Raw genomic sequence first — 25697 nt, 5'->3', positions numbered from 1 at the left:
GACCCGTGACCGTCGAAGCCAATGCTCTCTGGTACCAGACAGCGATCTTCTACGAGGCACTGATCCGGGGCTTCAACGATTCCAACCACGATGGGACCGGCGACATCCAGGGCCTCATCGACCGTCTCGACTACATCGAGTGGCTCGGCGTCGACTGCATCTGGCTGGTGCCGTTCTACGACTCGCCGTTGCGCGACGGCGGCTACGACATCGCCGACTTCTACGCGGTGCTGCCCGAGTACGGCACGGTCGATGACGTGCGCGAGCTGCTCGAGGCCGCCCACGCCCGCGGCATCCGCATCATCGCCGACATGGTCATGAACCACACGAGCGACCAGCACCAGTGGTTCCAGGAGGCCCGCCAGCCCGGGTCGGACAAGCGGGACTGGTACGTCTGGAGCGACACCGATGAGCGCTTCAGCGACGCCCGGATCATCTTCGTGGACACCGAGCACTCCAACTGGACGTGGGACCACGAGGCGGGGGCGTACTACTGGCACCGGTTCTTCCACCACCAGCCCGACCTCAACTACGACAACCCCGAGGTCGCGCAGGCGATGCTCGACGTCGTGCGGTTCTGGCTCGATCTGGGCCTCGACGGCTTCCGCCTCGACGCCGTCCCGTACCTCTTCGAGCGGGACGGGACCGACGGGGAGAACCTCAAGGAGACCCACGACTACCTGCGCCTGCTCCGCAAGGAGGTCGACGCCACCCACCCCGGCAAGGTCCTGCTCGCAGAGGCGAACCAGTGGCCCGCCGACGTCGTCGACTACTTCGGCGAGGACGGCGACGAGTGCCACATGTGCTTCCACTTCCCGCTCATGCCCCGCATGTACATGGCGCTGCGGCGCGAGGAACGCCATCCCATCACCGAGATCCTCGCCCAGACGCCAACGATCCCCGAGAACTGCCAGTGGGGCATCTTCTTGCGGAACCACGACGAGCTCACGCTCGAGATGGTGACGGACGAGGAGCGGGACTACATGTACGCCGAGTACGCGAACGACCCCCGCATGAAGATCAACGTGGGGATCCGGCGCCGGCTCGCGCCGTTGCTCGACAACGACCGGAGGGTGGCCGAGCTGTTCCACGCCCTGCTCTACAGCCTCCCGGGCTCGCCGATCATGTACTACGGCGACGAGATCCTCATGGGCGACAACATCTACCTCGGTGACCGCGACGGGGTCCGCACGCCGATGCAGTGGAACCCCGACCGCAATGCGGGCTTCTCCCGGGCGGATTTCGCGGCTCTGTACGCGCCCCCCGTGCTCGACCCCGTCTACGGCTTCCCCTCGGTGAACGTCGAGGCGCAGCAGCGTCACCCCAACTCCCTGCTGCACTGGGTCCGCAACCTGGTGAACGTGCGCAAGCAGCACCCGGTGTTCGGCCTGGGGAAGTTCACGCCGTTGACGTCCTCCAACGACAAGATCCTCGGGTTCCTGCGGGAGTCCGAGGACGACACGGTGCTGGTCGTGGCGAACCTGGCCGCCACGGCGCAGCCCGTGGAGCTCGACCTCTCCCGCTTCGCCGGGCGAACGCCCGTGGAGCTGCTGGGACGCACCCCCTTCCCGGCGATCGGCGAGTGGCCCTACCTGCTCACCCTGGGCCAGCACGGCTTCTACTGGTTCGAGCTCGTGGAGACCATGGAATGACGGCCGAGCTGACCGCCGGCCTGGCGGCATGGATTCCCGCCCAACGGTGGTTCGCGGGCAAGGCGCGCACCGTGCGCTCCATGCGCGTGGCCGACCTCATCGAGCTCACCGGTGGCGACGGCACCCAGGTGCTCGACGCGCTGGTCGATGTCGCGTTCGCCGACGGGCACGCCGAGCGCTACCAGGTGCCGCTCGCCGCACCCGCGTCCGGCACCCCGCTCGCCCTACACGTGGAGGGCACCGGCCTCGCCGACGCCACCGCGGTCCCCGCCGCGGCCCGGCTCCTGGCCGAGCTCAGCCTCTCGACTGCCCAGCATCCGGGCGGCGGCAGCAGTGCGGGGGTCGTCGGCAGGCCGGTCGAGGGCGGCGCGGTCACGATCGGCGAGCCGCGGCGGATGTCGGCCGAGCAGTCCAACACCTCCATCGTCTTCGGCGAGGAGCTGATCCTCAAGGTCTTCCGGCGCATCGAGACCGGCGTGAACCCCGACGTCGAGGTGACCCGCGCGCTGACCGAACGGGGGTTCACCGGGGTCCCGCGCCAGCACGGGGCTCTGGAGCTGGTCGGCGCGGGGGGCATGGGGACCGCCCTCACGGTGCTGTCGGACTTCGTGGCGGGCGGGCGCGAGGGGTGGGCGCTGGCGGTCGATGACGTCGCACGGGCCGACCCCCAGAGGTCGACCGTCCTGCCGGCCGTGGAAACCCTGGGGGCGGCGATCGCGGCGATGCACGACACCCTGGCCGCGGCCTTCGGCGCGGTCCCCGCCACCGATGGTGCGGGTTCGTGGGTCACCGACATGCGCGCGCAGGCGGAGCGGGTGCTCGACACCGCGAGCCGGGTCGCATCCGCTGTCGCAGCGCCGGTGCTGGAGCGCCAGGAGGAGCTGCGCGCACGCCTGCACGACCTGGGGCCCGCTGCCGCATCGGGCATGGCGATCCGCATCCACGGCGACCTGCACCTCGGCCAGGTCCTGGCCGACGCCCAGGGACGGTGGCAGCTCCTGGACTTCGAGGGCGAGCCGAGCCGGTCGTTGGCAGAGCGCCGCAGACCCAATCCGCCGCTGCGCGACGTGGCGGGCATGCTGCGCTCGTTCGACTACGCCGCGGCGACCGGCAACATCGGGGGTCCGCTGACGCCCGAGTCCGTCGCATGGCGCGACGAAGCGCGCCGGCGCTTCCTCGACGGCTACCTCGGGGCGCTGGTCCGCCAGGACCTGCTGCCCGAGGACGTCGAGGTGTGGAACCAGCTCGCGGCCTTCGAGCTCGACAAGGCTGTCTACGAGCTCGGCTACGAGCTCGCGAACCGTCCCGCGTGGGTGCCGATCCCCATCGGCGGCATCCAACGCGTGCTGAACCGCCCGACTTCGGGTAGGAGTCCCGATATGGCTAAATCCCGCACGTCCCGAGTCTCGCAATCCCCCGATTGGCGAGCCGCCCAGGCCGACGTGGACGCCATCGTCGCCGGCACGCACCGCGAACCGCACCGGGTGCTCGGCCTCCACACCGTGGACGGCAAGGGCGTCGTGCGCGCGTGGCGCCCCGACGCGGAGGGCGTCGAGGTGGTCGTCGACGGTTCCGACCCCGTGGCGGCCGAACGGCGCGTCGATGCGGGGTTCTTCGAGGTCGCGCTCCCCGAGCCGCCGACCGCCGGCGCGTACCGCCTGCGGGTGACCTACGCTGACGGGACCGCGTACGACCTGCAGGACCCCTACGGGTTCTGGCCGACGCTGGGCGATGTCGATCTGCACCTCGCCGGTGAGGGACGTCACGAGGAGCTGTGGCGGCGCATGGGGGCGCACACCACCACGGTCGACGGCGTCGAGGGCACGGCGTTCGCGGTGTGGGCCCCCGCGGCCCAGGGCGTGCGGGTCATCGGGGACTTCAACAGCTGGGATGGCCGCCTGCACCCGATGCGCCTGCTGGGCAGCTCGGGGACCTGGGAGCTGTTCCTGCCCGAGGTCGGCTCCGGCGCCTACTACAAGTACGAGATCGTCACGGCCGAGGGCCACCTCGTGACCCGCGCCGACCCCTATGCGTTCGCCACCGACGTGCCTCCGGGCACCGCCAGCCGCGTCCACCAGTCGAGCTACCGGTGGGAGGACAACGAGTGGCTCGCGACGCGCCGCGAGCGCCGGGCGTCCGATGCGCCCGTCTCGATCTACGAGGTGCACCTCGGCTCGTGGCGTCACGGGGACGACGGCCGTCCCATGACCTACCGGGAGATCGCCGGACCCCTCGCCGACCACGTCACCGAGCTCGGCTTCACCCACATCGAGCTCCTGCCCGTCGCCGAGCATCCGTTCGGCGGGTCGTGGGGATACCAGGTCACCGGGTACTTCGCGCCCACGGCGCGCTTCGGCGATCCCGACGACTTCCGGTTCATGGTCGACCACCTGCACCAGCGCGGTATCGGGGTGATCGTCGACTGGGTTCCTGCGCACTTCCCGAAGGACGAGTGGGCCCTCGCCCGCTTCGACGGCACCGCCCTGTACGAGCATGCCGACCCCCGCCAGGGCGAGCATCCTGACTGGGGCACGCTGGTCTTCAACTTCGGCCGCAACGAGGTCCGCAACTTCCTGATCGCCAACGCGCTGTTCTGGATCGAGGATCTGCACATCGACGGTCTGCGCGTCGACGCCGTGGCATCGATGCTGTACCTCGACTACTCGCGGGAGGAGGACCAATGGGTGCCCAACGCCTTCGGGGGACGCGAGAACCTCGAGGCGGTCAGCTTCCTCGCCGAGCTCAACAAGACGGTGTACGGCCGCAACCCCGACGCGCTCATGGTCGCCGAGGAGTCCACGGCGTGGCCCGGGGTCAGCCGCCCGGTGCACCTCGGGGGGCTCGGGTTCGGGTTCAAGTGGAACATGGGCTGGATGCACGACACGCTGGACTACTTCTCGCGCGACAGCATCCACCGGCGCTACCACCACCACCAGCTGACCTTCGGCCTGCTCTACGCCTGGAGCGAGAACTACATCCTGCCCCTGTCGCACGACGAGGTGGTGCACGGCAAGCGCAGCCTGCTCGACAAGATGCCCGGCGACCGCTGGCAGAAGTTCGCCAACCTGCGGGCGCTGTACGGCTACATGTGGGCGCACCCGGGCAAGCAGCTGCTGTTCATGGGCGGCGAGTTCGGGCAGTGGCGCGAGTGGGCGGAGGAGCGCCAGCTCGACTGGTACCTGCTCGGCGAGCAGGACCATGCCGGTCTGCAGCGCCTGGTCGGCGACCTGAACGCCGTCTACCGGGAGCAGCCGGCGCTGTGGCAGCGCGACACCGAGCCCAGCGGGTTCACGTGGATCGATGCGAACAACACCGACGACAACCTGCTGTCCTTCGTCCGATGGGGCCGCGAGGGTGTGCCCCCGCTGGTGTGCGTCGGCAACTTCGCCCCCGTCCCCCGCCACGGTCTGCGGCTCGGTCTGCCCGTCGCCGGGGAGTACGCCGAGGTCCTGAACACCGACGGTGAGCGCTACGCGGGCAGCAACGTCGGCAACCTCGGTGGGGTGGTCGCCGAGGACGTGGCCTGGCACGGGCTGCCGGCCTCCGCCGAGATCACGGTCCCGCCCCTGGCAACCCTCTGGCTGCGCCCGGTGTGACGGGCTGAGCCGGAGGGTCGCGGGGTGACGACCGACCTCATCACCGACCCGGGCGTGCTCGCGGCGGCCGCCCTGCTCGTCGCGGGGGTGCTGGCCGCCGGCTTCGCCGCGCGCCTGCGGGTGCCGGGCCTGCTGCTGTTCCTCGGGCTCGGGATGGCGATCGGCGCCCTGGGGTGGATCGACCTGGACGAGCCCGAGGTCGCCCAGCACGCGGGCATCGTCGCGCTCCTGGTCATCCTCTTCTCCGGCGGCCTCACGACCAAACCCAGCGACCTCCGGCGCGCCGCCGTGCCGGGTCTGCTGCTGGCCACCGTCGGGGTGCTGATGACGGCCGCGGTGGTGGCGGTCGCGGTGTTCTTCCTGCTCGGCGTCACGCCCCTGACGGCTGCGCTCATCGGGGCGGTGGTCTCGTCGACGGACGCGGCCGCGGTGTTCGCCGTGGTCCGCAAGGCTCCCTTGCCCCGGCGACTCATGTCCGTGCTCGAGGTCGAGTCGGGGACCAACGACCCGGTGGCCATCATGCTCACCCTGGGTGTGCTGGAGGCCTGGCTGTCCCAGCCGGGCCCGCTGGATTGGGTGGCGTTCGGCGTGCTGCAGCTCGGCGGCGGACTGGCGGTCGGTCTGGTCGCCGGATGGGTCGGCAGCGCTGCGATCCACCGGCTCGAGCTCAGCGGCGAGAGCCTCTTCCCGATCCTGGCGCTCGGCCTGGCCGGACTGGCCTACGGCGTCGCTGCCGAGCTCGGCGCCTCCGGATTCTTGGCCGTCTACGTCGCCGGCCTGCTCGTCGGGGTCAGGGTCCCCCGCCACCGGCGCAGCATCCGGGTCTTCCACGAGGGTCTGGCCAACGTCGCCGAGATCGGGTTGTTCCTCGTGCTCGGCCTGCTCGTGGTGCCCACCAGCCTGCCGCCGGTGACCCCGCCCGCCCTGGCGATCACGGTCGTCCTCATCCTTCTCGCCCGTCCCCTGGCCGTCGCGCTGTGCACGGCCCGCCAGTCGTTCACCTGGCAGGAGAAGACCCTGGTGGCGTGGGCGGGCCTGCGCGGTGCGGTGCCCATCGTGCTCGCGACCTTTCCCCTCACCGCCGGATACCCGCAGGGGGCCGCGGTCTTCAACATCGTCTTCTTCGTAGTGCTCGCCTCGACGGCGGTCCAGGGCTCCACGGTCGGTGTGGTCGCGCGGCTGCTCGGGCTGCGCGAGGGCGCACGCGTCTGGGCGCCCGTCGCCGAGGCCCTGCCCCTGGACGGCGTCGAGGTGGATCTCATCGAGGTGGACATCACCGACGACCTGTCCGTGGCCGGGCAGCGGATCCGGGACGTGCCCCTGCCTGCCGGAGCCCTCTTGACCGCCCTGGTGCACGGCTCCCAAGCGATCGTGCCCACGGGCGGCACCCGTCTGCGCCCCGGCGACATGGCGCTGATCACCGCCTCGCGGCGACCCACGATGACCGAGGAGGTCGTCGCGTGGGCCCGCGGCGAGCCACCCCCGGACGCGCGTGCCGGCCCACAGCGGCGCAGGATGCGTCGGTCACCGGATCGTCGGCCCCGAGTGGAGCAGGCAGACTGATGGCCACGGGGCGCGGCGCCGTCGGGCGCGGTGATCCGCCTCGCGGGGCACGGACCAGACCGTGCCGCACACAGAGGAGATCGGGGCGACATCACGGTGCTGGTACGGCCGGACCGCACGGACATGAGGATCATCGGCCTCTACACCGGTCGGATCCTGACGGGCCTCGGCGTCACGATGCTGGTGCCCGCGTCGCTGGGCGCCGCGCGCGGCGAGGTCGACGACGCGCTGGGCTTCGTGATCGCCGCCGCTCTCGCCGTGCTGGTGGGACAGACAGCCGAGTGGCGGCTGCACATCCGTCGGGACATGCAGTGGAGCCACGCCATGGCGGTGGTGGCGCTGGCCTGGCTGGCGGCGGCGTTCGTCGGCGCGATCCCCCTGTTCCTGTCCGGCCACTACGCGAGCTTCCTCGACGCCTACTTCGACGCGATGAGCGGTTTCGCGACCGCGGGGCTCGCCGTCATCAACGACCTCGACCACCTGTCGGACAGCGTGAACCTGTGGCGACACCTCATGCACTTCCTCGGTGGGCAGGGACTCGTCCTGGTGGCCCTCAGCATGTTCGCCGGCGGCGGTGGGCTCACGGGGCTGTACGTCGGTGAGGGGCGCGAGGAGCGGGTCCTGCCGAACGTCGTGCACTCCGCCCGCTTCATCTGGCGGGTCGCGCTGTTCTACGGGGTGGTCGGCACCAGCCTGCTGTGGGCCGCGCTGCTCGTGGCGGGCATGCCGCTCGGCACCGGCCTGTTCCACGCGGTCACCCTCTTCATGGCGGCGTTCGACACCGGGGGATTCGCCCCGACGTCAGCCAACCTGGCCTTCTACCACTCGGGCTGGGTGGAGGCCGCCGCCGCCGTCTTGATGGTGGCCGGCAGCTTGTCGTTCGCCGTCCACCACCACCTGTGGGACCGCCGGCCCTGGGAGATCGTCCGCAACGTCGAGACCCGGACGCTGGCGCTCACCATGACGGGGTTGTCCGCGGTGGCGATGGTCGGCCTGGCGCGCAGCGGCACGTTCGACAGCGCCGAGATGCTCTTTCGGCGTGGGTTCTTCCAGATCCTGTCCGCGCACTCGGGCACCGGGTTCAACACGGTGCCCGGGCAGCTGTTCGAGACGGACTGGGGGACGCTCGCGCCCGGGATGCTGGTGATCGCCATGGCGCTCGGCGGGATGGCCGGCTCGACCTCCGGCGGCATCAAGGCGCTGCGCGTCGCCCTGCTGTACAAGTCCGTGCGCGCCGACCTGCGGCGGATGCTGCTGCCGCGCAACGCGGTCGTGGTCGAGCACTACTACGCCACCGGGGGCAACCGCATCGTCAGCAACGAGCTGGCCCGCTCCGCTGCCATGGTGCTGCTGCTCTACATCGGGCTGTATCTCACGGGCGCGGTGACGGGCCTGTTCTACGGCTACAGCCTCCAGGAGGCGCTGTTCGAGAGCACGTCGGCCGCGGCGGCCGTCGGGCTGTCCGTCGGGCTCGTCAGACCCGAGATGGAGACGGGACTCAAGATCGTCTACATCCTGCAGATGTGGGTCGGGCGCTTGGAGTTCGTCTCCGTGTTCGCGCTGTTCGGCTACCTCTACTCGACCGTGCGGGGCAAGACGTGAGGCGCCCACCATGAGCCGTGCGGCCGGACAGGTGAGGACCCGTGAGGCGCTGCTGGGCGTGCTGGTCATCGTGCTCGCGCTGGGCGCGGTGGTGATGGGCGCGCACGCCCTGGTGCCCGAGCCCGACCACCCCGCCCTCCGCGCCGAGGCCGTGCCGGGCCGGGCGGCGCCACCGTGCCCGACGCCCAGCGAGACGATCCAGCGGCCGCGCCCGTCCGTAGCCGTGGGAGCCAGCCCCGTGCCGGTGACCTCAGCCGAGCTCCTGGCGTGCCCGTCGGCCTTCGACGGGCGGGCGGTGACCTTCGACGGGGAGGTCGTGCGCGCGGTGCTGCGTCGCGGCGAGCGCGCCTGGGTGCAGCTGAACGACGACGCGTACGGCGTGGCGATCGGCCCGCTCCCCAGCCACCACAGCCCCAGGGGCGCCAACTCCGGCATGGCGGTGTCCATCCCGACCGCCGACGCCGACCGCGTCAGCCTCGTGGGCGGGGCCCACAGCGCCGGTGACCGCGTCCGTGTCCGAGGTAGGTTCCTGCGCGCCCACCCCGCGGACGCCGGCGGCCCAGCGGTCCACGCCGACTCCGTGGAGATCCTCGCCGTCGGCCGGCCCGTGACCCGGCGGGTGACCCCCGTCCGCATCGCCGTCGCGCTCCTGCTGGGCGCCGCGGCGATCGCCATGACCCGTGCCGCCCGGCGTTCCGACCGGTAGCAAGGAGACGACCCTCATGACCGAGCAGCCCTCCGTCCCCCACCGGCATGGACCGACGCCCCACGACGACCACACCACCACTTTCCGGCTGTGGGCCCCCCATGCCGAGCGCGTGGCGCTGCTGACCGGTGGCCACGAGATCGCGATGGCGGGTGCACAGGGATGGTTCGCCGCACGCGCCGAGGCCGCGCACGGCCACGACTACCGGTTCCGACTCGACGGTGGGGCGCCGCGGCCCGATCCGGCGGCTCGATGGCTGCCGCATGGGGTGCACGAGGCGGCCCGGGTGCTCGACCCCCGGCGCTTCGCGTGGACCGACGCCGGTTGGCGGGCGCCTCCGGTATCGGCTGCCGTGGTCTACGAGCTGCACATCGGGACGTTCACCGCCGCGGGCACCTTCGACGCGGCCATCCCACGGCTGCCCGCGCTCGCGGCTCTCGGGGCCACACACGTCGAGGTCATGCCCGTCAACGCCTTCAACGGCGAGCGCGGGTGGGGCTACGACGGGGTGGCCTGGTGGGCCGTGCACGAGCCCTACGGCGGCCCGGCCGGCTTCGCGCGCTTCGTCGACGCGGCCCACGGGGCCGGACTGGCCGTCACGCTCGACGTCGTCTTCAACCACCTCGGTCCATCGGGCAACTACCTGCCCGAGTTCGGCCCCTACCTCACCGACCACTACGCCACCCCGTGGGGCGACGCGCTCAACCTGGACGGGCCACACAGCGACCCGGTGCGGGCGTTCATCCTTGAGTGCGCGCGGTCCTGGCTGCTCGACTACCACGTCGACGCCCTGCGACTGGATGCCGTCCACGGCCTGGTCGACACGTCGGCGGTGCACATCCTGGCCGAGCTCGCCGCCACGGCCGAGGCCGTCGAGGTCGCCACCGGGCGGCCCCGCCAGCTGATCGCCGAGTCCGACCGCTGCGACCCGGCCACCGTCCGCCCGCCCGAGGCAGGTGGGATGGGGATGCACGCCCAGTGGTCCGACGACCTGCACCACGCGATCCACACCGCGGTCACCGGGGAGCGGGAGGGCTACTACATCGACTACGCGGGCTTGCCCGACGTGGCGCAGGCGTACCGCCGGGGGTTCCTGTTCGACGGCCGCTACTCGCAGTACCGGCAGCGCACCGTGGGCGCGCCGCTCGGCGACGTGCCCGGACACCGGCTCGTGACCTGCGTGCAGAACCACGACCAGGTCGGGAACCGCGCCGCCGGTGAGCGGCTCACGACGCTGGTCGAGCCGGCGCTCGTCCGGGTGGCGATCCTGCTGCTCTGCGCGTCCCCGACCACCCCGATGCTGTTCATGGGCGAGGAGTACGGCGAGACCCGCCCCTTCCAGTACTTCACGAGCCACCCCGAACCCGAGCTCGCCGCGGCGGTCCGGACCGGCCGCGCCGAGGAGTTCACCGCGTTCGCGGCCTTCTCGGGGGTCGACGTGCCCGATCCGCAGGACCCCGCCACCCGGGACGCGAGCGTCTTGGACTGGTCGGCGGCCGAGACCCCCGAGGGGGCCTCCCGCCGCGCCCTGTGGGCAGAGCTGCTCCGGCTGCGCCGAGAGCACCCGGCCCTGGGCAACGGTCGCCGCGACCTCGTGGAGGTCGCCGGCGCGCCGAACGCCCATCAGCTGTCCCTGCGCCGAGGTGATCCACGCGGCGCGCCTGTGCTGCTGGCGGCCAACCTCTCCGCGAGCCCGGCAAGGATCGCGGCGCCCCCAGGCAGATGGCCGCTGCTCGTCTCCACCGATGCACCACGGTACGGGGGTGCCGGCGGGGAGGTCAGCGCGGGCGACGGCGTGCTCACCCTGCCTCCGCACAGCGCCGCACTGTGGGCAGGCCCTGACGGCCGGTAACCCGCAGCCTTGCAGGCCGCCGGCCCTCCTGTAGGGTTGTTCATAGCCTCCCTACCAGCGCATATGGCGGAGCAGGAGCGGCAGGCTGACTCCGTGGAGGGGAGCGCGCAGCTGCCCCGTAGTCAGGAAGTCGATGAGCGCGATACAGGCCGATCACCTGTTCAAGATCTTTGGCAACCACCCGGAACGGGCGCTGGAGGCGCTGCGCTCCGGCGAGGATCGTGACGCCGTCTACGAAAGCACCGGGCAGTTCTGCGCCGTCAACGACGTCTCGTTCACGGTGGAGGCCGGGGAGCTGTTCGTGATCATGGGCCTGTCCGGGTCCGGCAAGTCGACGCTGGTCCGGACCATCAACCGTCTGCACGATCCCACGAGCGGCAAGGTCTTCATCGACGACGAGGACATCAGCACCCTCGACAACAAGGCGCTCCGGGCCTTGCGGGCCCGCAAGATCAGCATGGTCTTCCAGACGTTCGCGCTGTTCCCCCATCGCTCCGTGCTCGACAACGCCGCGTACGGGCTGGAGGTGCAACGCGTCGACAAGGCCGAGCGACGGGAACGAGCCGCCAAGGCCCTGGACATGGTGGGGCTGTCCGACTGGGGCGAGCGTATGCCCAAGCAATTGTCCGGGGGGATGCGCCAGCGGGTCGGTCTTGCCCGGGCTCTGGCCACGGAGGCCGACATCATGCTCATGGACGAGCCGTTCAGCGCGCTGGACCCGCTCATCCGCCGCGACATGCAGGGTCAGCTCATCGAGCTCCAGCAAGAGCTGCGGCGCACGATCGTGTTCATCACCCACGACCTGAACGAGGCCATGCGCCTCGGCGACCGTGTCGCGGTGATGAAGGCGGGAGCGATCGTGCAGAACGACACGCCCGAGGCGATCCTGCACAAGCCCGCCGACGACTACGTCGCGGATTTCATCCAGGACGTCGACCGCTCGCGGATCTTGACCGCCTCCGCCGTGATGCGAGAGCCCGTGGCTACGCTGTCACCGCGCCACGGCCCCAAGGTGGCCCTGATGGAGCTCAAGGAGCACCAGCGCACCGAGCTCTACGTCGTTGACCAACACCGTCTGCTCGGCGCCGTCCGCGACCGGGAGCTCGCCGAGGCCGCGTCCCGCGGGGATACCACGATCGAGGGGTGTCTCCATGAGGACTATCCCTGCGCTACGCCCGAGACCCCCATCGCCGAGCTCCTGCAGCCCGCAGCCAGGTACGAGATCCCGGTCGCTGTCGTGGAGGGCGACCGGTTCGTCGGCGTGGTGCCGCGTGCCCTGCTGCTCGGCGCGCTCGGCACACCCGAGGAGGCCTCCGGTGCCTGATCTTCCCCGCGTCCCGATCGGCGAATGGGCGGCCGCCTTCGTGCGGTTTCTCGTACGGGAGATGTCCGCGTTCTTCGACTTCATCCGGCGCATCCTCGAGACATCCATCGGCTGGCTCGAGACCGCGCTGACGTGGCCCCACCCGCTGCTGTTCGCCCTGCTGGCGGGCGTGCTCGGCTTCTGGCTGCGCGGGTGGCGCTTCGGGGGGTTCTCCCTCCTGGCCTTCCTGCTCATCCAGTCGATGGGCTTCTGGAACTCGACGATGGACACCCTCGCGCTGGTCCTGGTCGCCACGATTCTCGCCGTGGCGATCGGTGTGCCGACCGGCATCATGGCCGCGCGAAATCATCTGCTCGGTGCGGCGGTGCGACCCGTCCTCGACCTCATGCAGACCCTGCCCGTGTTCGTCTACCTCATCCCCGCCGTCCTGCTGTTCGGCACAGGGACCCCGCCCGGGCTCGTCGCCACACTCGTGTTCGCCATCCCGCCCGGAGTACGCCTCACCGCGCTCGGCATCCGCCAGGTCGACCCGGAGGTGGTCGAGGCGGCGCGCGCGTTCGGTGCCACGAACAACCAGGTCCTCACCCGGGTCCAGATCCCCCTGGCGATGCCGACGATCATGCAGGGGGTCAACCAGGTCATCATGCTGGCCCTGTCCATGGTCGTCGTCGCCGGGATGATCGGCGCCGGGGGCCTCGGCGAAGACGTCTTCCGGGGGATCACGCGTCTGCAGATCGGGCTCGGCGTCGAGAGCGGGCTTGCGGTGGTGATCATCGCCATATTCCTCGACCGCATCACGAGCTTCATGAAGGACCGCGCGGCTCCGGACGAGTAGCAGCGAAAACGTTAGGGTGCTATGGAGACGATAGTAGGACCCATTGATCCCAGAGAGGAGCAATACATGAGCACCGCACCCCATATGCACACCCGCTGGCGTGGCCTGGTCGCCCTGATGGTGATGGCGCTCGTCATGACGGCGTGCGGAACCACGGACGAAGGCGATGACGGCGGCGAGGGCGAGGACGTCAGCGGCGAAGAAACCCCCGAATCCGGCGGTGAGGTCGCCCTCGGGTGGATCCCGTGGGAGGAGAACATCGCCGCGACCTTCATGTGGAAGGAGCTTCTTGAGCAGGAGGGCTACGAGGTCACCGAGCGCCAGCTCGACGTCGCGCCGGTCTTCGCCGCGGTGGCGGGCGGCGACGTCGACCTCATGCTCGACATGTGGCTGCCGAACACGCACGCTCCCTATCAGGAGGAGTTCGGCGAGGACATCGAGGACCTCGGCGTGTGGTACGACTCCGCGACGCTCGAGTTGACCGTCCCCGCCTACGTCGAGGAAGTCGACTCCCTCGAGGATCTCGCGGAGAACGCCGACCTGTTCGACGGCACGATCACCGGCATCGAGTCCGGCGCCGGCATGATGCAGATCCTCGAGGACGACGTCATTCCCACCTACGGCCTCGACGAGGCGTTCACCCTCGAGTCGTCGAGCACCGCCGCCATGCGGGCCGAGCTCCAGCGGGCGTACGACGCCGAGGAGCCGATCGTCGTGACGCTGTGGACTCCCCACCCCGAGTACGGGCTGAAGGACCTCAAGCGCCTGGAGGACCCGGAGAACGCCTGGGGCGACGAGGAGCAGCTGCACGCGATTTCCCGGACCGGGTTCGCCGACGACTTCCCCGAGGTCGCCGAGTGGATTTCCACGTGGGAGATGAGCGATGAGGAGCTCTCGAGCCTCAACGCCGCCGTCGAGGAAGCGGGCGATGAGCCCGGCGACGAGAGGGAGAACTGGCAGGAGGCGGCCGCGAGCTGGATCGAGGACAACCGCGAGACCGTCGATGAGTGGATCGGCTAGCTCCGCACTGACATCGGCTGAGAGGGCCTGCGCAGCGCGCGGGCCCTCTCGCGACGGGGCCCGGTCTCCGGCCCGTCCCTTGCAGCCGCGGGGAGGCCTGGATACGGTCCTCCAAAAGATCGACGCTGATCCCTTCCCCAGGGTCGGCCCACAGCGCTGCGCGACCGTGCCGACGAGCGGACTGACGTGGAATTCCTGAACTACCTGGGCAATCGCTGGCCGAATCTGGTGGAACAGGGCATCGAACACGCCTACCTCGTCGCTGTCCCCGTCATCGTCGGCACCGTCATCTCCTTGCTGCTCGGCATCGTGAGCTACCACAGCAACTGGTTTCGCAGCGTCACGATCTCGGTGACATCGACGTTCCTGACGATCCCCTCCTTCGCACTGTTTGTGCTCTTCATCCCGTTCGTGGGCATCGGTGCCACGCCCGCGATGATCGGCCTGACCATGTACTGCCTCCTGCCGATCACCCGCAACACCATCGCGGGGCTCCGGGGCGTGGATCAGGCAGTCGTCGAGTCGGCCAAGGGCATGGGCCTGAACGCCCGCCAGCGGCTGCTGCGCATCGAGCTGCCCCTGGCTTGGCCGGTCATCATCACGGGCATCCGAGTCGCCACCCAGATCACCGTTGGCATCGCCGCGATCGGCGTGTTCGTCAACGCCGGTGGCCTGGGTGAGGACATCATGGGCGGACTGTCGCGCCTGGGCAGCGCGCAGGCTGTCAACATCACCCTGGGTGGCACCGTCGGCATCGTCGTCATCGCCCTGATCTTCGACGCGTTCCTGTTCCTGATCCAGAAGCTCACGACCTCGCGAGGGCTCCGTGACTGAGACCGCACGCACCACGCCCACCTCAGGCGAACCGATGATCCGGCTGGAGGAGCTGACCAAGCGCTACCCCGGTCTGGAGGACCCGGCGGTGGACCGGGTGACCATGGCGATCCCCAAGGGCGAGATCGTGGTCCTGGTCGGCCCGTCGGGGTGTGGCAAGACCACCACCATGAAGATGATCAACCGCATCATCGAGCCGACCTCGGGCTCGATCTTCCTCGAGGGCAAGGACGTCACCAGGATCAACCCGGACGACCTGCGCCGGCGCATCGGCTACGTCATCCAGCAGATCGGGTTGTTCCCCCACAAGACCATCGCCGACAACATCGCCACCGTGCCGAAGCTGCTCGGTTGGGACAAGCAGCGGGTCACGGCGCGGGTCGACGAGCTGCTCGAGACCGTGGGCATGGACCCCGGGGCGTACCGCAACCGCTACCCGAAGGAGCTGTCGGGCGGACAGCGCCAGCGCATCGGTGTCGCCCGTGCCATGGCCGGAGACCCGCCGGTCATGCTGATGGACGAGCCCTTCGGCGCCATCGACCCCATCACCCGCGAGCGCTTGCAGAACGAGTTCCTCCGGCTGCAAGCCGAGATCAAGAAGACCATCATCTTCGTCACACACGACATCGACGAGGCCATCAAGATGGGCGACCGGATTGCCATTCTCCGCCAGAGCGCGCGCATCGCCCAGTTCGACACCCCAGAGACCATCCTGACGGCCCCGGCCGACGACTTCGTCGCGGACTTCATCGGTTCCGGCGCCTCCCTGAAACGCCTCAACCTCAGCCGGGTCCGCGATGTCGAGCTCGAGGACTACCCGACCGGGGGGCCCGAGGCCACACACGCCGACCTACGGCGAACCCTCGACGACAACGACCGCAACTTCGTGCTGCTGCTCGACGGCGAACGCAAACCGACCCGGTGGGTCAACGCCAAGGACACCGCCTCCAACCTGCCGGTCGACCAGATCGGTACGCCCGTGCGCGCGATCGTGGAACCGCAGGCCACCCTGGCTGACGCGTTGAACGAGATGCTCACCTCCTACGGGGGCTGCTCGGTGGTGGTGGACAAGACCGGGGCGTTCCAGGGGGTGGTCACCATCGAGACCATCACCGAGGCGATCAAGTCCATGCGTTCGGCCGCGGCCGAGGTCGAGCGGGCCAAGCGGGTCGGCACGGAGCACCAGGGGACGAGCACCTAGTGTCGGGCACGGCCGCCAACGCGCCGGTCGACACCGGCTCCTCGCACGCACCCGAGCCGGTCTCGCGCGAGGGGCGCCGCCTCGTGCGCTACCTCGGCACGCCCCTCCTCGTGGGTGCGGCGATGTTCGCCCTGTACCTGTACATGAGCTCCCTCGGCCTGGACTCCATCGAGCAGCGTCGGCTCAACCCGACCGTCATCCGCCGCCAGATCGAGACCCACCTCTACCTGGTCAGCATCTCCACGGCGATCGTGCTCGCGCTGATGCTGCCGCTCGGCGTGGCGCTCACACGCCCCTTCGCGCGGCGCTTCGTCACCCCGATCGTCGGCATGGCCAACATCGCGCAGGCCACCCCATCCCTCGGCGTCATGGTGCTGGTCGGGCTGGTGATCGGCTTCGGCACCCAGCCGGCGATCGTCGCCCTCGTCGCCTACTCGGCCCTGCCTATCCTGCGCAACACCATGGTCGGCCTGCACCAGGTGGACGAGTTCATCATCGAATCCGGGCGCGGGATGGGCCTCACGAAGGCACAGGTCCTGTTCGGCATCGAGCTGCCCCTCGCGGTCCCCGTGATGCTCGCCGGGGTGCGCACGGCGCTGATCATCAACACCGGCACGGCCACCCTGGCGACGTTCATCGGCGGCCGTGGTCTCGGCGGGCTGATCAACACGGGCCTCTCGCTCGGCCGCCCGACGACCATCGCGTTCACCGGAGCGGTCATCGTCGCGGGCCTGGCGCTGATGATCGACTGGCTCGCCGGGATCGCCGAGGACGTGCTCAGCCCGCGGGGTCTGTAGACTCGGCGTGGACCTACTATGCTCGTAATGGATCTCGCCCGTTGGCGTTGGTCCCAGTTCGTTTCGGAAGGTTGTTCCCAATGAAATCGGTATTCGTACGACTGACAACCCTGCTCGCCGTGCTGGCGCTGGTTGTCACCGCATGTGGTGACGACGGCGACGACGTCGGCGGCAGCGGTGGGACCGATGAGGACGAAGGCTCGATCGCCGCGGACTACGACCTGTCCGGCGCCTCGTTCACGGTCGGGTCCAAGGACTTCACCGAGCAGCTCATCCTGGGCCAGATCGCGATCGCGGCCCTCGAGGCAGCCGGGGCTTCGGTGACCGACCAGACCAACCTGGGCGGCACGGTCGTGGCCCGCCAGGCGCTGGAGTCGGGCGACATCGACCTCTACTGGGACTACAACGGCACCGGCTGGATCGAGTTCCTCGGTGAGACCGAGGTGACCAGCGATGGCGACGCGTTGTACGAGCAGGTCAGAGAAGCCGACCTCGAGGAGAACGGCATCGTCTGGTACGAGCCGGCACCGCTGAACAACACCTACGCGCTGGCCCAGAGCCAGGAGGCCGCCGACGAGTTCGGTGTCACCAATCTCACCGAGTACGGCGAGCTGGTCGAGTCCTCCCCCGACGACGCGACGCTGTGCATCGAGTCGGAGTTCGAGAGCCGCGACGACGGGCTGCCGGGCATGGAGGAGCACTACGGCTACGACGTGCCGACCGACATCATCACCGTGCTGGACATCGGCCCGGTCTACCAGGCCACCGCCGACCGCGACCCCTGCAACTTCGGTGAGGTCTTCGCCAGCGACGGCCGGATCGCCGCCCTCGACCTGACGGTGCTGGAGGACGACCAAGGCTTCTTCCCGCCGTACAACCCGTCGGTGACCGTCCGCGAGGAGACCCACGAGGAGCACGGCGACCAGCTGAGCGAGTTGTTCGCTGAGATCGCCAACGCTCTGGACCTCGAGACGATGCAGGAGCTGAACGCGCGCCGCGACGTCGAGGACGAGTTCGAGGAGGACATCGCCCGCGAGTGGCTGCAGGAGAACGGCTTCATCGGCTAGACCCGCTCCACTGCTGACGAGGGCCGGCTCCTCCTCGGGGAGGAGCCGGCCCTCGTCGTGTGGGAGGATGCCCGTGGCATCGTCCCCCGCTACGGTCAGTCGCGTGATGCCCCAGGGTGACGAGCGCACATCCCGCATTGCCGTGGCCGACGCCCTCGCGGCTGTCGCGCTCACCGCGGTGTCGTTGCCGCTGCTCTGGGTGCCTGAAGCCCAAGCCCTGCTCCCCGGCTACCGCGGGCCGACACCACTGGCCGTCGCGGTCACCATGGCGACCACCGTGCCGATCGCCTGGCGCCGCCGTGCACCGGTCACGACCCTTCTCGCGGTCGGGTGCGCCATGGTCGGTGCGGCAGCCCTGTCACTGCCCAACCCGGGTCTCACCGCCGTGTTGGCCCTGTACACCGTCGCCGCAGAGGCGCCCCGACGTCGGGCGCTGGCATCGCTGGCGGGCTTCGCGGCCCTGACCCTGCTGGCCCTGGTGCTGGCGGACGCCGTCCGTCACCTTGGCACCAACGTCGTCGTCCTGGCAGCAGCATGGCTCCTCGGCGACCGACGGCGCCTGGACCGCGCCAGGACAACCGAGCTCGAGAGTCGGGCTCGTGGTCTCGAGCGGGCACGTGCCGAGCGGGCGAGCCTCGCGGTCAGCGACGAACGCGACCGCATCGCCACAGAGCTCCGCGACGTCCTCGCGCACAGCATCTCGGCGATGGTGACCCAGGCGCAGGCATCCGGCAGGACGCTCGCTGTGGCCCCCGAGCGGGCGGCAGCGGCGCTGCTGACCGTCGAGGAGAGCGGTCGCGCGGGCCTGCTCGAGCTCCGCCGGCTGGTGGGCCTGCTGCGGCAGGGGGAGTCCGCCCACCCACCCGGGGACACCCACCCATCATCCGGGGAGGCCTCCACCGATGCATCACGGCGCGAGGAGCCACCGGCGCAGAGGTCCATGGCGCGGCGCGCCAGGCGGCTGCGCCACGTGGTCCGGTCCGGCCCTGCTGCGCTCCAGGACGCCGCGCTGGCCGCGGTGGTGCTGGCTGTCGAGCTGTCCCTGCACTGGGTCGTCCGCCCGGAGGACGTGCTGCTGGAGGGCTACACCGGACTGACGCTGCCCGCGGTCCTGGCGCTCACGGCCATGATCGGGGCCCTGGTGCTGCGGCGACGTCTGCCGCAGCTGGTGCTGGCCCTCACGCTGGCCGGCGCCGTGACGATCATCCAGCTGGAGGCGCCCGCCCAGCTGTGGGCCCCGCTCATCGCCCTGTACACCGTGGCGGCGCACCGGGAGCGGCGCATCTCCGTCCCGTGGTTGCTCGCGACGCAGTGCCTCGCGGTCGTGCTGCTGCTGGCGCACGGCGGGGCCGGATTCCTGCTCAGCCAGATGGTGGTCATCGGCGCAGCCTGGTTGCTCGGTGACCGTCAGCGGGTCCGGTTGGCGTACGCCGACGAGCTGGAGCACCGCTCCACAGGGCTGGAGCAGGCACGCCAGCGGGAGGCCGCGCTGGCCGTCGCCCAGGAGCGCACCCGCATCGCCCGGGAGCTGCACGACATCGTCGCGCACAGCCTGGGCGTGATGGTGGTGCAGGCCGGCGGGGCCCGCCGGCTCGTCTACCGGGACCCCGAACGCGCGCGCCAGGCGGTGGAGCAGATCATCGCCTGCGGCCGGGACAGCCTCGCGCGGATGCGCGCGGTGTTCCGGCTGCTGGGGGCCGACCGGACCTTCGCTCCCCAGCCGACCGTGGACGACCTTCCCGACCTCCTCCAGGAGTTCGGCGAGGCCGGCTTGCGGGTGACGATCGAGGTCCTCGGCCGACGCCGACCCCTCTCGGCCGGCGTCGAGCTCTCGACGTACCGCATCGTGCAGGAGTCCCTCACGAACGTCCTGCGCCACGCCGCCACCGAGCACGCGGCCGTCCGGCTCGACTACAGCGATACGGCCCTGACCGTTGCGATCACCGACGACGGCCGAGGACCACCGCGGGAACCCCGCCCCGGCGCCGAGGGGAGCCACGGGATCCTCGGGATGCGTGAACGGGCGCACCTGGTCGGCGGCAGCCTGGAGACCGGTGCACGGTCGGGTGGTGGCTTCCAGGTCACCGCCCGCCTGCCCGCAGCCCCCCTCGACCAGCACGCATCGACCGTCGAACCGGCGGCCACCGCCCCATGAGCATCCGCATCCTCATCGCCGACGACCAGGCGTTGATGCGCGCCGGTTTTCGGATGATCATCGAGGCGGAGGACGATCTCGAGGTCGTCGCCGAGGCAGGCGATGGCCAGGAGGCGGCCGAGCAGGCACTGGCGCTGCGCCCCGATGTGGTCCTCATGGACATCCGCATGCCGCGCGTGGACGGGGTCGAGGCCACACGCCGCATCGTGGAGGGCCGCGACGGAGACCGTCCGGCCGTCCTGATCCTCACGACCTTCGATCTGGACGAGTACGTCTACGCGTCGTTGCGCGCAGGCGCCAGCGGGTTCCTGCTCAAGGACGCGCCGCCGGAGGATCTCATCCGGGCCGTCCGCATCGTCGCGCGCGGCGACGCCCTGCTGGCCCCCGCGATCACCCGGCGGATGCTCGAGGAGTTCGCGGCACGCTCACAGGACGACGGACCGCCCCCCGATGCCCTCGAGCGTCTGACCAACCGCGAGCTCGAGGTGCTGCGCCTGGTCGCCCGCGGCCTCGCGAACCAGGAGATCGCCGAGGAGCTGGTGGTGAGCGAGACGACGGTCAAGACCCACGTGGGGCACATCCTCGCCAAGCTCGGGCTGCGCGACCGCGTGCAGGCGGTCGTGCTCGCCTACGAGGCGGGCCTCGTCCAGCCCGGCGTGTAGGACCTCATCCCGCAGGAGGAGTCCAACATCAGCCGGACGCAGGAGGCGGCGCGGAAAGACGCCTGCCAGTGTGGGCGCGCACGCCGGTCACACGAGCGGTGCGCAGGCGAGGAGCGGACCAGACATGGCTGACGAGACAGGGCTGCGCACACGCGTTGCGGCAGCGGCGAACGATCTGGTGAAGACCTACGGCACGGGTGACACCCAGGTGCGTGCGCTGGCGGGGGTCAGCGTGGCGTTCCCCGTCGGCGGCTTCACCGCGGTGATGGGACCCTCAGGATCCGGCAAGTCGACCCTCCTGCACTGCCTGGCCGGGCTCGACCGGCCGACATCGGGAACGGTGCACATCGGTGACACGGAGATCACCGCCCTGAAGGAGAACGACCTCACGCGCCTGCGGCGCGACCGCGTCGGGTTCATCTTCCAGGCCTTCAACCTGATCCCGACCCTGACGGCCGAGGAGAACATCTGGTTGCCGATCCGCCTCGCGGGCGCCACCCCGGACCGCGAATGGGTGGACTCGCTCATCGACCAGGTCGGGCTCCGCGACCGGCTGACCCACCGTCCGTCCGAGCTGTCCGGCGGGCAGCAGCAACGGGTGGCGGCGGCGCGCGCCCTCGCGACCCGGCCCGAGATCGTCTTCGGCGACGAGCCGACCGGCAACCTCGACTCGCGCTCCGGCGCGGAGCTGCTCGAGCTCCTGCAACGTTCTGCGCGCGAGCTCGGCCAGACCATCGTGATGGTCACCCACGACGCAGCAGCGGCCGCCTACGCCGACCGCGTCCTCTTCCTGGCCGACGGGGCGGTCGTCGACGACATGGCCGATCCGACCGCCGAGGCTGTCCTGGACCACCTGAAGCACCTCGAGACCGCGACACCGGCCCCGGATGCGAAGGGTTAGGCGGCATGTGGCGCGTCACCTGGAAGGGCCTGCTGGCCCACAAGCTGCGCCTGGCCCTGACGGCCCTGGCCGTCGTCCTCGGCGTCGCGTTCGTCGCGGGCAGCTTCATCCTCACCGACACCATCGAGCGATCGTTCGCCGACGTCATCACGCAGACGGCCGGCGGCGTGGACGCCAACGTCCGCCCCGCGGGTGCCGACCCCGCCTTCGGCGCGGGCTTCACCCAGGAGCGCGCGAGCGTGCCCGCGGCCCTGCTCGAAGCGGTCCGCGTCGTGGAGGGCGTCACAGCGGCGGATCCCGTCGTTGGCGGCATCGCCCAGATCGTGCGTCCCGACGGGGAGCCCGTCGGGGGCACGGGAGCGCCGACGCTGGGCTTCAACGCGCCGAGCCACCCGGGTTTCGGCGGCATCGAGGTGCGCGAGGGTCGGCTGCCCGAACGCGAGGGCGAGGTGGCCGTGGACGCGTTCACGGCCCGCACCCAGGGGTTCGAGGTCGGCGAGGAGATCGGTGTGGCCGCCGGGGCGGCGGCGGAGACGGTGACCCTGGTCGGGGTGGTCGGCTTTGGTGAGGCCGACAACCTCGCGGGGGCGACGGTGGCCCTGTTCGACCTCGAAACGGCGGTCGCCCGCTACAGCCCCGATGGTGACTTCGACTCCATCGACGTGCTCGCCGCCGAGGGTGTGAGCGGGGACGTCCTCGCCGAACGCATCTCTGCGGCGATCAGCGACGACTTCGAGGTGGCCACCGCCCAGCAGCTGATCGACGAGAACACCGAGTCCATCGGGCAGGTGCTTGGGATCTTCTCGACCGCCCTGCTCGTCTTCGCCGGCGTGGCGCTCTTCGTCGGCGTCTTCATCATCGTCAACACGTTCTCGATCATCGTCGCGCAGCGCGTCCGCGAGTTCGCGCTGCTGAGGGCCGTCGGTGCCAGCCGCCGGCAGGTGCTGGTGTCCGTGCTCACCGAGGCGGGGGTCATCGGGCTGCTGGGGGGCACCGTCGGCCTGGCGCTCGGCGCCCTCCTCGCGATCGCGCTGCGGGCGATGTTGGCCGCGTTCGGTCTCGACCTGCCGGCCGAGGGACTGGTGTTCCAGGTACGGACCGTGGTCGTGGCGGTCGTGGTGGGCCTGGTGGTCACGGTCACGGCAGCGGTCGCGCCGGCGCTGCGCGCCACCCGCATCGCGCCGGTGCAGGCGCTGCAGGCCGTCGCCGCGCCCCCGACCGGCCGGCAGGGCTGGATTCGCAGCGCCGTGGGGTCCGTGCTGCTGCTGGGCGGGGTGGCCCTGCTGCTGCTGGGCCTCTTCGGCGCAGCGGACCTGATCGCGTTGGGGGGCGGCGCTGTCGCCGTCTTCCTCGGCGTCGCCTTTCTCGCCCCCCTCGTCGCCCGGCCGATCGTGCGGGTGCTCGGCTGGCCGGTCGCCCGCTGGTTCGGGGTCCGCGGCGAGCTCGCGCGCGAGAACGCCATGCGCAATCCGCGGCGCACGGCCACCACGGCGTCCGCGCTCATGATCGGGGTCGGTCTGGTGAGCTTCGTCACCATCTTCGCCGCCTCGATGACCGCCTCGATCACCGACGCGGTCGACGAGGTCTACCTGCTGGACTTCGACGTCCGGTCGACGACGTTCCAGCCCATCTCCGGTGACATCGCCGACGAGCTGGGCGGGCTCGACGAGGTGCGCCTGGCGGTCACCCAACGCATGGGGACCTTCACCCGCGACGGTGGCGCCGACCGGTTCGTGATCGGCGCGGACGCCGACCGCATCGACCAGATCTACGCGCTCGACATGGTGGACGGCTCCCTGGACGCCCTGCTGGACGGCGGCGTGATCGTGTCCGAGGGGCAGGACCTGGCGGTGGGCGACACGTTGACAGCCACGTTCCCCGCGACAGGTGAGGGGGCCTTGGAGGTGGTGGGCGTCTTCGACGGCGCCAGCGTGGACGTCGACTACTTCGTGGATACCGCGACCTACCGGGAGCGCTACCGGGGCGAGGAGGTGTTCGCCGTGGGGGTGCGCCTGGCCGACAGCGTCGACCTCGAGGCGGGGCAGACGGCAATCGACGAGGTGCTGGCCCCCTACCCCGGCGTCCAGGCGCTGGACCGCAGCGCCGTGCGTGAACAGCTGACCGACCAGATCAACCAGCTGCTCGGACTGGTCTACGGGCTGCTCGCCCTGGCGGTCGTCATCGCGTTCTTCGGCATCGTCAACACGCTCGCGCTGAGCGTGTTCGAACGGATCCGCGAGATCGGTCTGCTGCGCGCCGTTGGCATGACCCGCGGGCAGGTCAAGGCGATGGTGCGCTGGGAGTCGATGCTCATCGCCGTGCTCGGGGTGGTCCTCGGCTTGGTCGTCGGTGCCTTCTTCGGCTGGCTGCTCGTGCAGGCGCTGGCCGACGACTTCGCGCTGCGGTTCGTCTTCCCCGCGGGCCAGCTGCTCGTCGCGGTGGTGCTCGCGGCGCTGGCGGGCGTGGTTGCGGGCGTGCTGCCGGCGCGCCGTGCGTCGCGCGTGGACGTGCTCGCGGCCATCGCCGCCGAGTAGGCCGGCCCCTGCGGCCAACAGCAGCGCGCCCGCAGTTGCGGACGACTGCGTCTTGCGAACCCTGTGCGGCGCCTGATCGACCCCTTGACGTACCGTGGGTGGGTCCGACACGACCCGACCCCCGGAGGGGCCGTGAGCCACGACCACCGCCGTGCCGATGCGCAGGACGACCACAGCCCCGTGCACGACCACAGCCCCGTGCACGACCACAGCCCCGTGCACGACCACAGCCCCGTGCACGACCACAAGCACGACGACCCCACCGGCCTGTGGGGTCGCGCCCGTGCGGTGCTGCGCCCCCACAGCCACGACGTCTCGGACCAGATCGACACGGCGCTCGAGGCCAGCACCCTGGGGATACGCACGACGAAGATCACCCTGGCGGCCCTCCTCACCACCGCGCTGGCGCAAGTGCTCATCGCGGTGCTCAGCGGTTCCGTCGCGCTCTTCGCCGACCTGTTGCACAACGTCGCGGACGCGTTGACGAGTGTCCCGCTCTGGATCGCGTTCGTTCTGGGCCGGCGCGAGCAGAACCGGAGCTACCCCTACGGCTACCGGCGTGCAGAGGACCTGGCGGGCGTCTTCATCGTCCTGATGATCGCCGCCTCGCTGGTGCTCGTGGCATGGGAGTCGGTGCACCGGCTGCTCGACCCCCGGCCCATGGACCACCTCGGGTGGGTGCTGCTGGCCGGCCTCATCGGCGTCGCGGGCAACGAGCTCGTGGCCGTCTACCGGTTGCGGGTGGGCCGGCGGATCGGCTCGGCCGCGCTGGTGGCAGACGGCCACCACGCCCGCAGCGACACCCTCGCGTCGTTCGCCGTGGTGGTCGCCGTCGGCGGCACCTGGTTGGGATACCCGATCATCGACCCGATCGTGGGTCTGCTCATCTGCGTGGTGATCGCCGCCATCCTGCGCTCCACGGCCAAACAGGTCTTCAGACGCTTGATGGACGGGGTGGAGCCCGGCCTCATCGAGGAGATCGTCGACGCGACCACGGTCGTCGACGGGGTGCAGGGCGTGGATCACGTGCGCGCCCGCTGGCTGGGGCACCGCCTCCTGACCGACGTCACCGTCACGGTGGACCGCGACATCACCGTCGCCGACGGCCATGACATCGCCGAACAGGTGCGTCACACGCTGTTGCACGGGATCCGCCACCTCGAGGATGCGCTCGTGCACGTCAACCCGTGCGACCACGCCGGCGGCGACCCCCACGACCAGACGGCCCACCACGCCTAGTCGGCATCCCATGGCGGTCGCTCACGCGACCTTCGAGGGGTCATCTGGCCCGGCCACACACCCGGGGAAGTCGCCGGGCCACGCGACCACCACAGGGCGGCCCATCTGGCCCGGCCACACACCCGGGGAAGTCGCCGGGCCACGCGACCACCACAGG

Annotated in this window: 18 protein-coding genes; all 18 read left to right on the top strand. The window is 70.6% G+C overall.

Going from position 1 to position 25697, the window contains the following annotated elements:
• Positions 1-5 precede the first annotated feature (5 nt).
• The 18 genes from treS (at position 6) to WD250_14715 (ending at position 25540) form a co-directional block, all read left to right on the top strand.
• Positions 6-1652: a maltose alpha-D-glucosyltransferase gene (gene treS, locus WD250_14800; protein MEX2621482.1), complete on the top strand. Its 1647-nt coding sequence runs from the start codon at positions 6-8 to the stop codon at positions 1650-1652.
• Entirely contained in the window at positions 1649-5248 is a 3600-nt protein-coding gene (glgB, locus tag WD250_14795) for a 1,4-alpha-glucan branching protein GlgB (GenBank protein MEX2621481.1), read from the top strand. The genes treS and glgB overlap by 4 nt, the downstream gene beginning before the upstream one ends.
• A 24-nt stretch (positions 5249-5272) precedes the next feature.
• Complete coding sequence (locus tag WD250_14790; GenBank protein MEX2621480.1) at positions 5273-6811, top strand: potassium/proton antiporter; 1539 nt, start codon at positions 5273-5275, stop codon at positions 6809-6811.
• 123 nt (positions 6812-6934) lie between these two features.
• The gene (locus WD250_14785; GenBank protein ID MEX2621479.1) at positions 6935-8413 is read left to right on the top strand and encodes a TrkH family potassium uptake protein; all 1479 of its coding nucleotides are present in this window, start codon (positions 6935-6937) and stop codon (positions 8411-8413) included.
• Between the two features lie 10 nt (positions 8414-8423).
• Positions 8424-9119, top strand: a complete 696-nt coding sequence (locus WD250_14780; GenBank protein ID MEX2621478.1) for a hypothetical protein — start codon at positions 8424-8426, stop codon at positions 9117-9119.
• Positions 9120-9135: 16 nt separating this feature from the next.
• Positions 9136-10971, top strand: coding sequence for a malto-oligosyltrehalose trehalohydrolase (gene treZ, locus WD250_14775; GenBank protein ID MEX2621477.1), 1836 nt, complete (start codon positions 9136-9138; stop codon positions 10969-10971).
• A gap of 133 nt (positions 10972-11104) precedes the next feature.
• Positions 11105-12295, top strand: coding sequence for a glycine betaine/L-proline ABC transporter ATP-binding protein (locus WD250_14770; GenBank protein ID MEX2621476.1), 1191 nt, complete (start codon positions 11105-11107; stop codon positions 12293-12295).
• Positions 12288-13130 (top strand): proline/glycine betaine ABC transporter permease, encoded by an 843-nt coding sequence (locus tag WD250_14765; protein ID MEX2621475.1) that lies wholly within the window; start codon positions 12288-12290, stop codon positions 13128-13130. Before WD250_14770 ends, WD250_14765 begins: the two co-directional genes overlap by 8 nt.
• Before the next feature lie 66 nt (positions 13131-13196).
• Entirely contained in the window at positions 13197-14150 is a 954-nt protein-coding gene (locus WD250_14760; protein MEX2621474.1) for a glycine betaine ABC transporter substrate-binding protein, read from the top strand.
• A 186-nt stretch (positions 14151-14336) separates the two neighbouring features.
• Positions 14337-14984 carry an ABC transporter permease gene (locus tag WD250_14755; protein ID MEX2621473.1) on the top strand — a complete coding sequence of 216 codons (648 nt, stop codon included), beginning with the start codon at positions 14337-14339 and terminating at the stop codon, positions 14982-14984.
• Positions 14977-16185 (top strand): ABC transporter ATP-binding protein, encoded by a 1209-nt coding sequence (locus WD250_14750; GenBank protein ID MEX2621472.1) that lies wholly within the window; start codon positions 14977-14979, stop codon positions 16183-16185. Before WD250_14755 ends, WD250_14750 begins: the two co-directional genes overlap by 8 nt.
• Positions 16185-16982, top strand: a complete 798-nt coding sequence (locus WD250_14745) for an ABC transporter permease (protein MEX2621471.1) — start codon at positions 16185-16187, stop codon at positions 16980-16982. The genes WD250_14750 and WD250_14745 overlap by 1 nt, the downstream gene beginning before the upstream one ends.
• Before the next feature lie 80 nt (positions 16983-17062).
• A complete protein-coding gene (locus tag WD250_14740) occupies positions 17063-18049 on the top strand; it encodes a glycine betaine ABC transporter substrate-binding protein (protein MEX2621470.1) in 987 nt (328 codons plus the stop codon).
• A gap of 106 nt (positions 18050-18155) precedes the next feature.
• On the top strand, positions 18156-20204 hold the full coding sequence (locus WD250_14735) for a histidine kinase (protein MEX2621469.1): 2049 nt from the start codon (positions 18156-18158) through the stop codon (positions 20202-20204).
• Positions 20201-20866 carry a response regulator transcription factor gene (locus tag WD250_14730; GenBank protein ID MEX2621468.1) on the top strand — a complete coding sequence of 222 codons (666 nt, stop codon included), beginning with the start codon at positions 20201-20203 and terminating at the stop codon, positions 20864-20866. The genes WD250_14735 and WD250_14730 overlap by 4 nt, the downstream gene beginning before the upstream one ends.
• A 124-nt stretch (positions 20867-20990) precedes the next feature.
• Entirely contained in the window at positions 20991-21767 is a 777-nt protein-coding gene (locus tag WD250_14725; GenBank protein MEX2621467.1) for an ABC transporter ATP-binding protein, read from the top strand.
• A 5-nt stretch (positions 21768-21772) separates the two neighbouring features.
• A complete protein-coding gene (locus WD250_14720; GenBank protein MEX2621466.1) occupies positions 21773-24301 on the top strand; it encodes an FtsX-like permease family protein in 2529 nt (842 codons plus the stop codon).
• Between the two features lie 132 nt (positions 24302-24433).
• Positions 24434-25540 carry a cation diffusion facilitator family transporter gene (locus WD250_14715; GenBank protein MEX2621465.1) on the top strand — a complete coding sequence of 369 codons (1107 nt, stop codon included), beginning with the start codon at positions 24434-24436 and terminating at the stop codon, positions 25538-25540.
• Positions 25541-25697: the final 157 nt, after the last annotated feature.

This window comes from Egibacteraceae bacterium (assembly GCA_040905805.1).
Lineage (GTDB): Bacteria > Actinomycetota > Nitriliruptoria > Euzebyales > Egibacteraceae > DATLGH01.
This window is presented reverse-complemented; position numbering and strand designations above follow the sequence as displayed.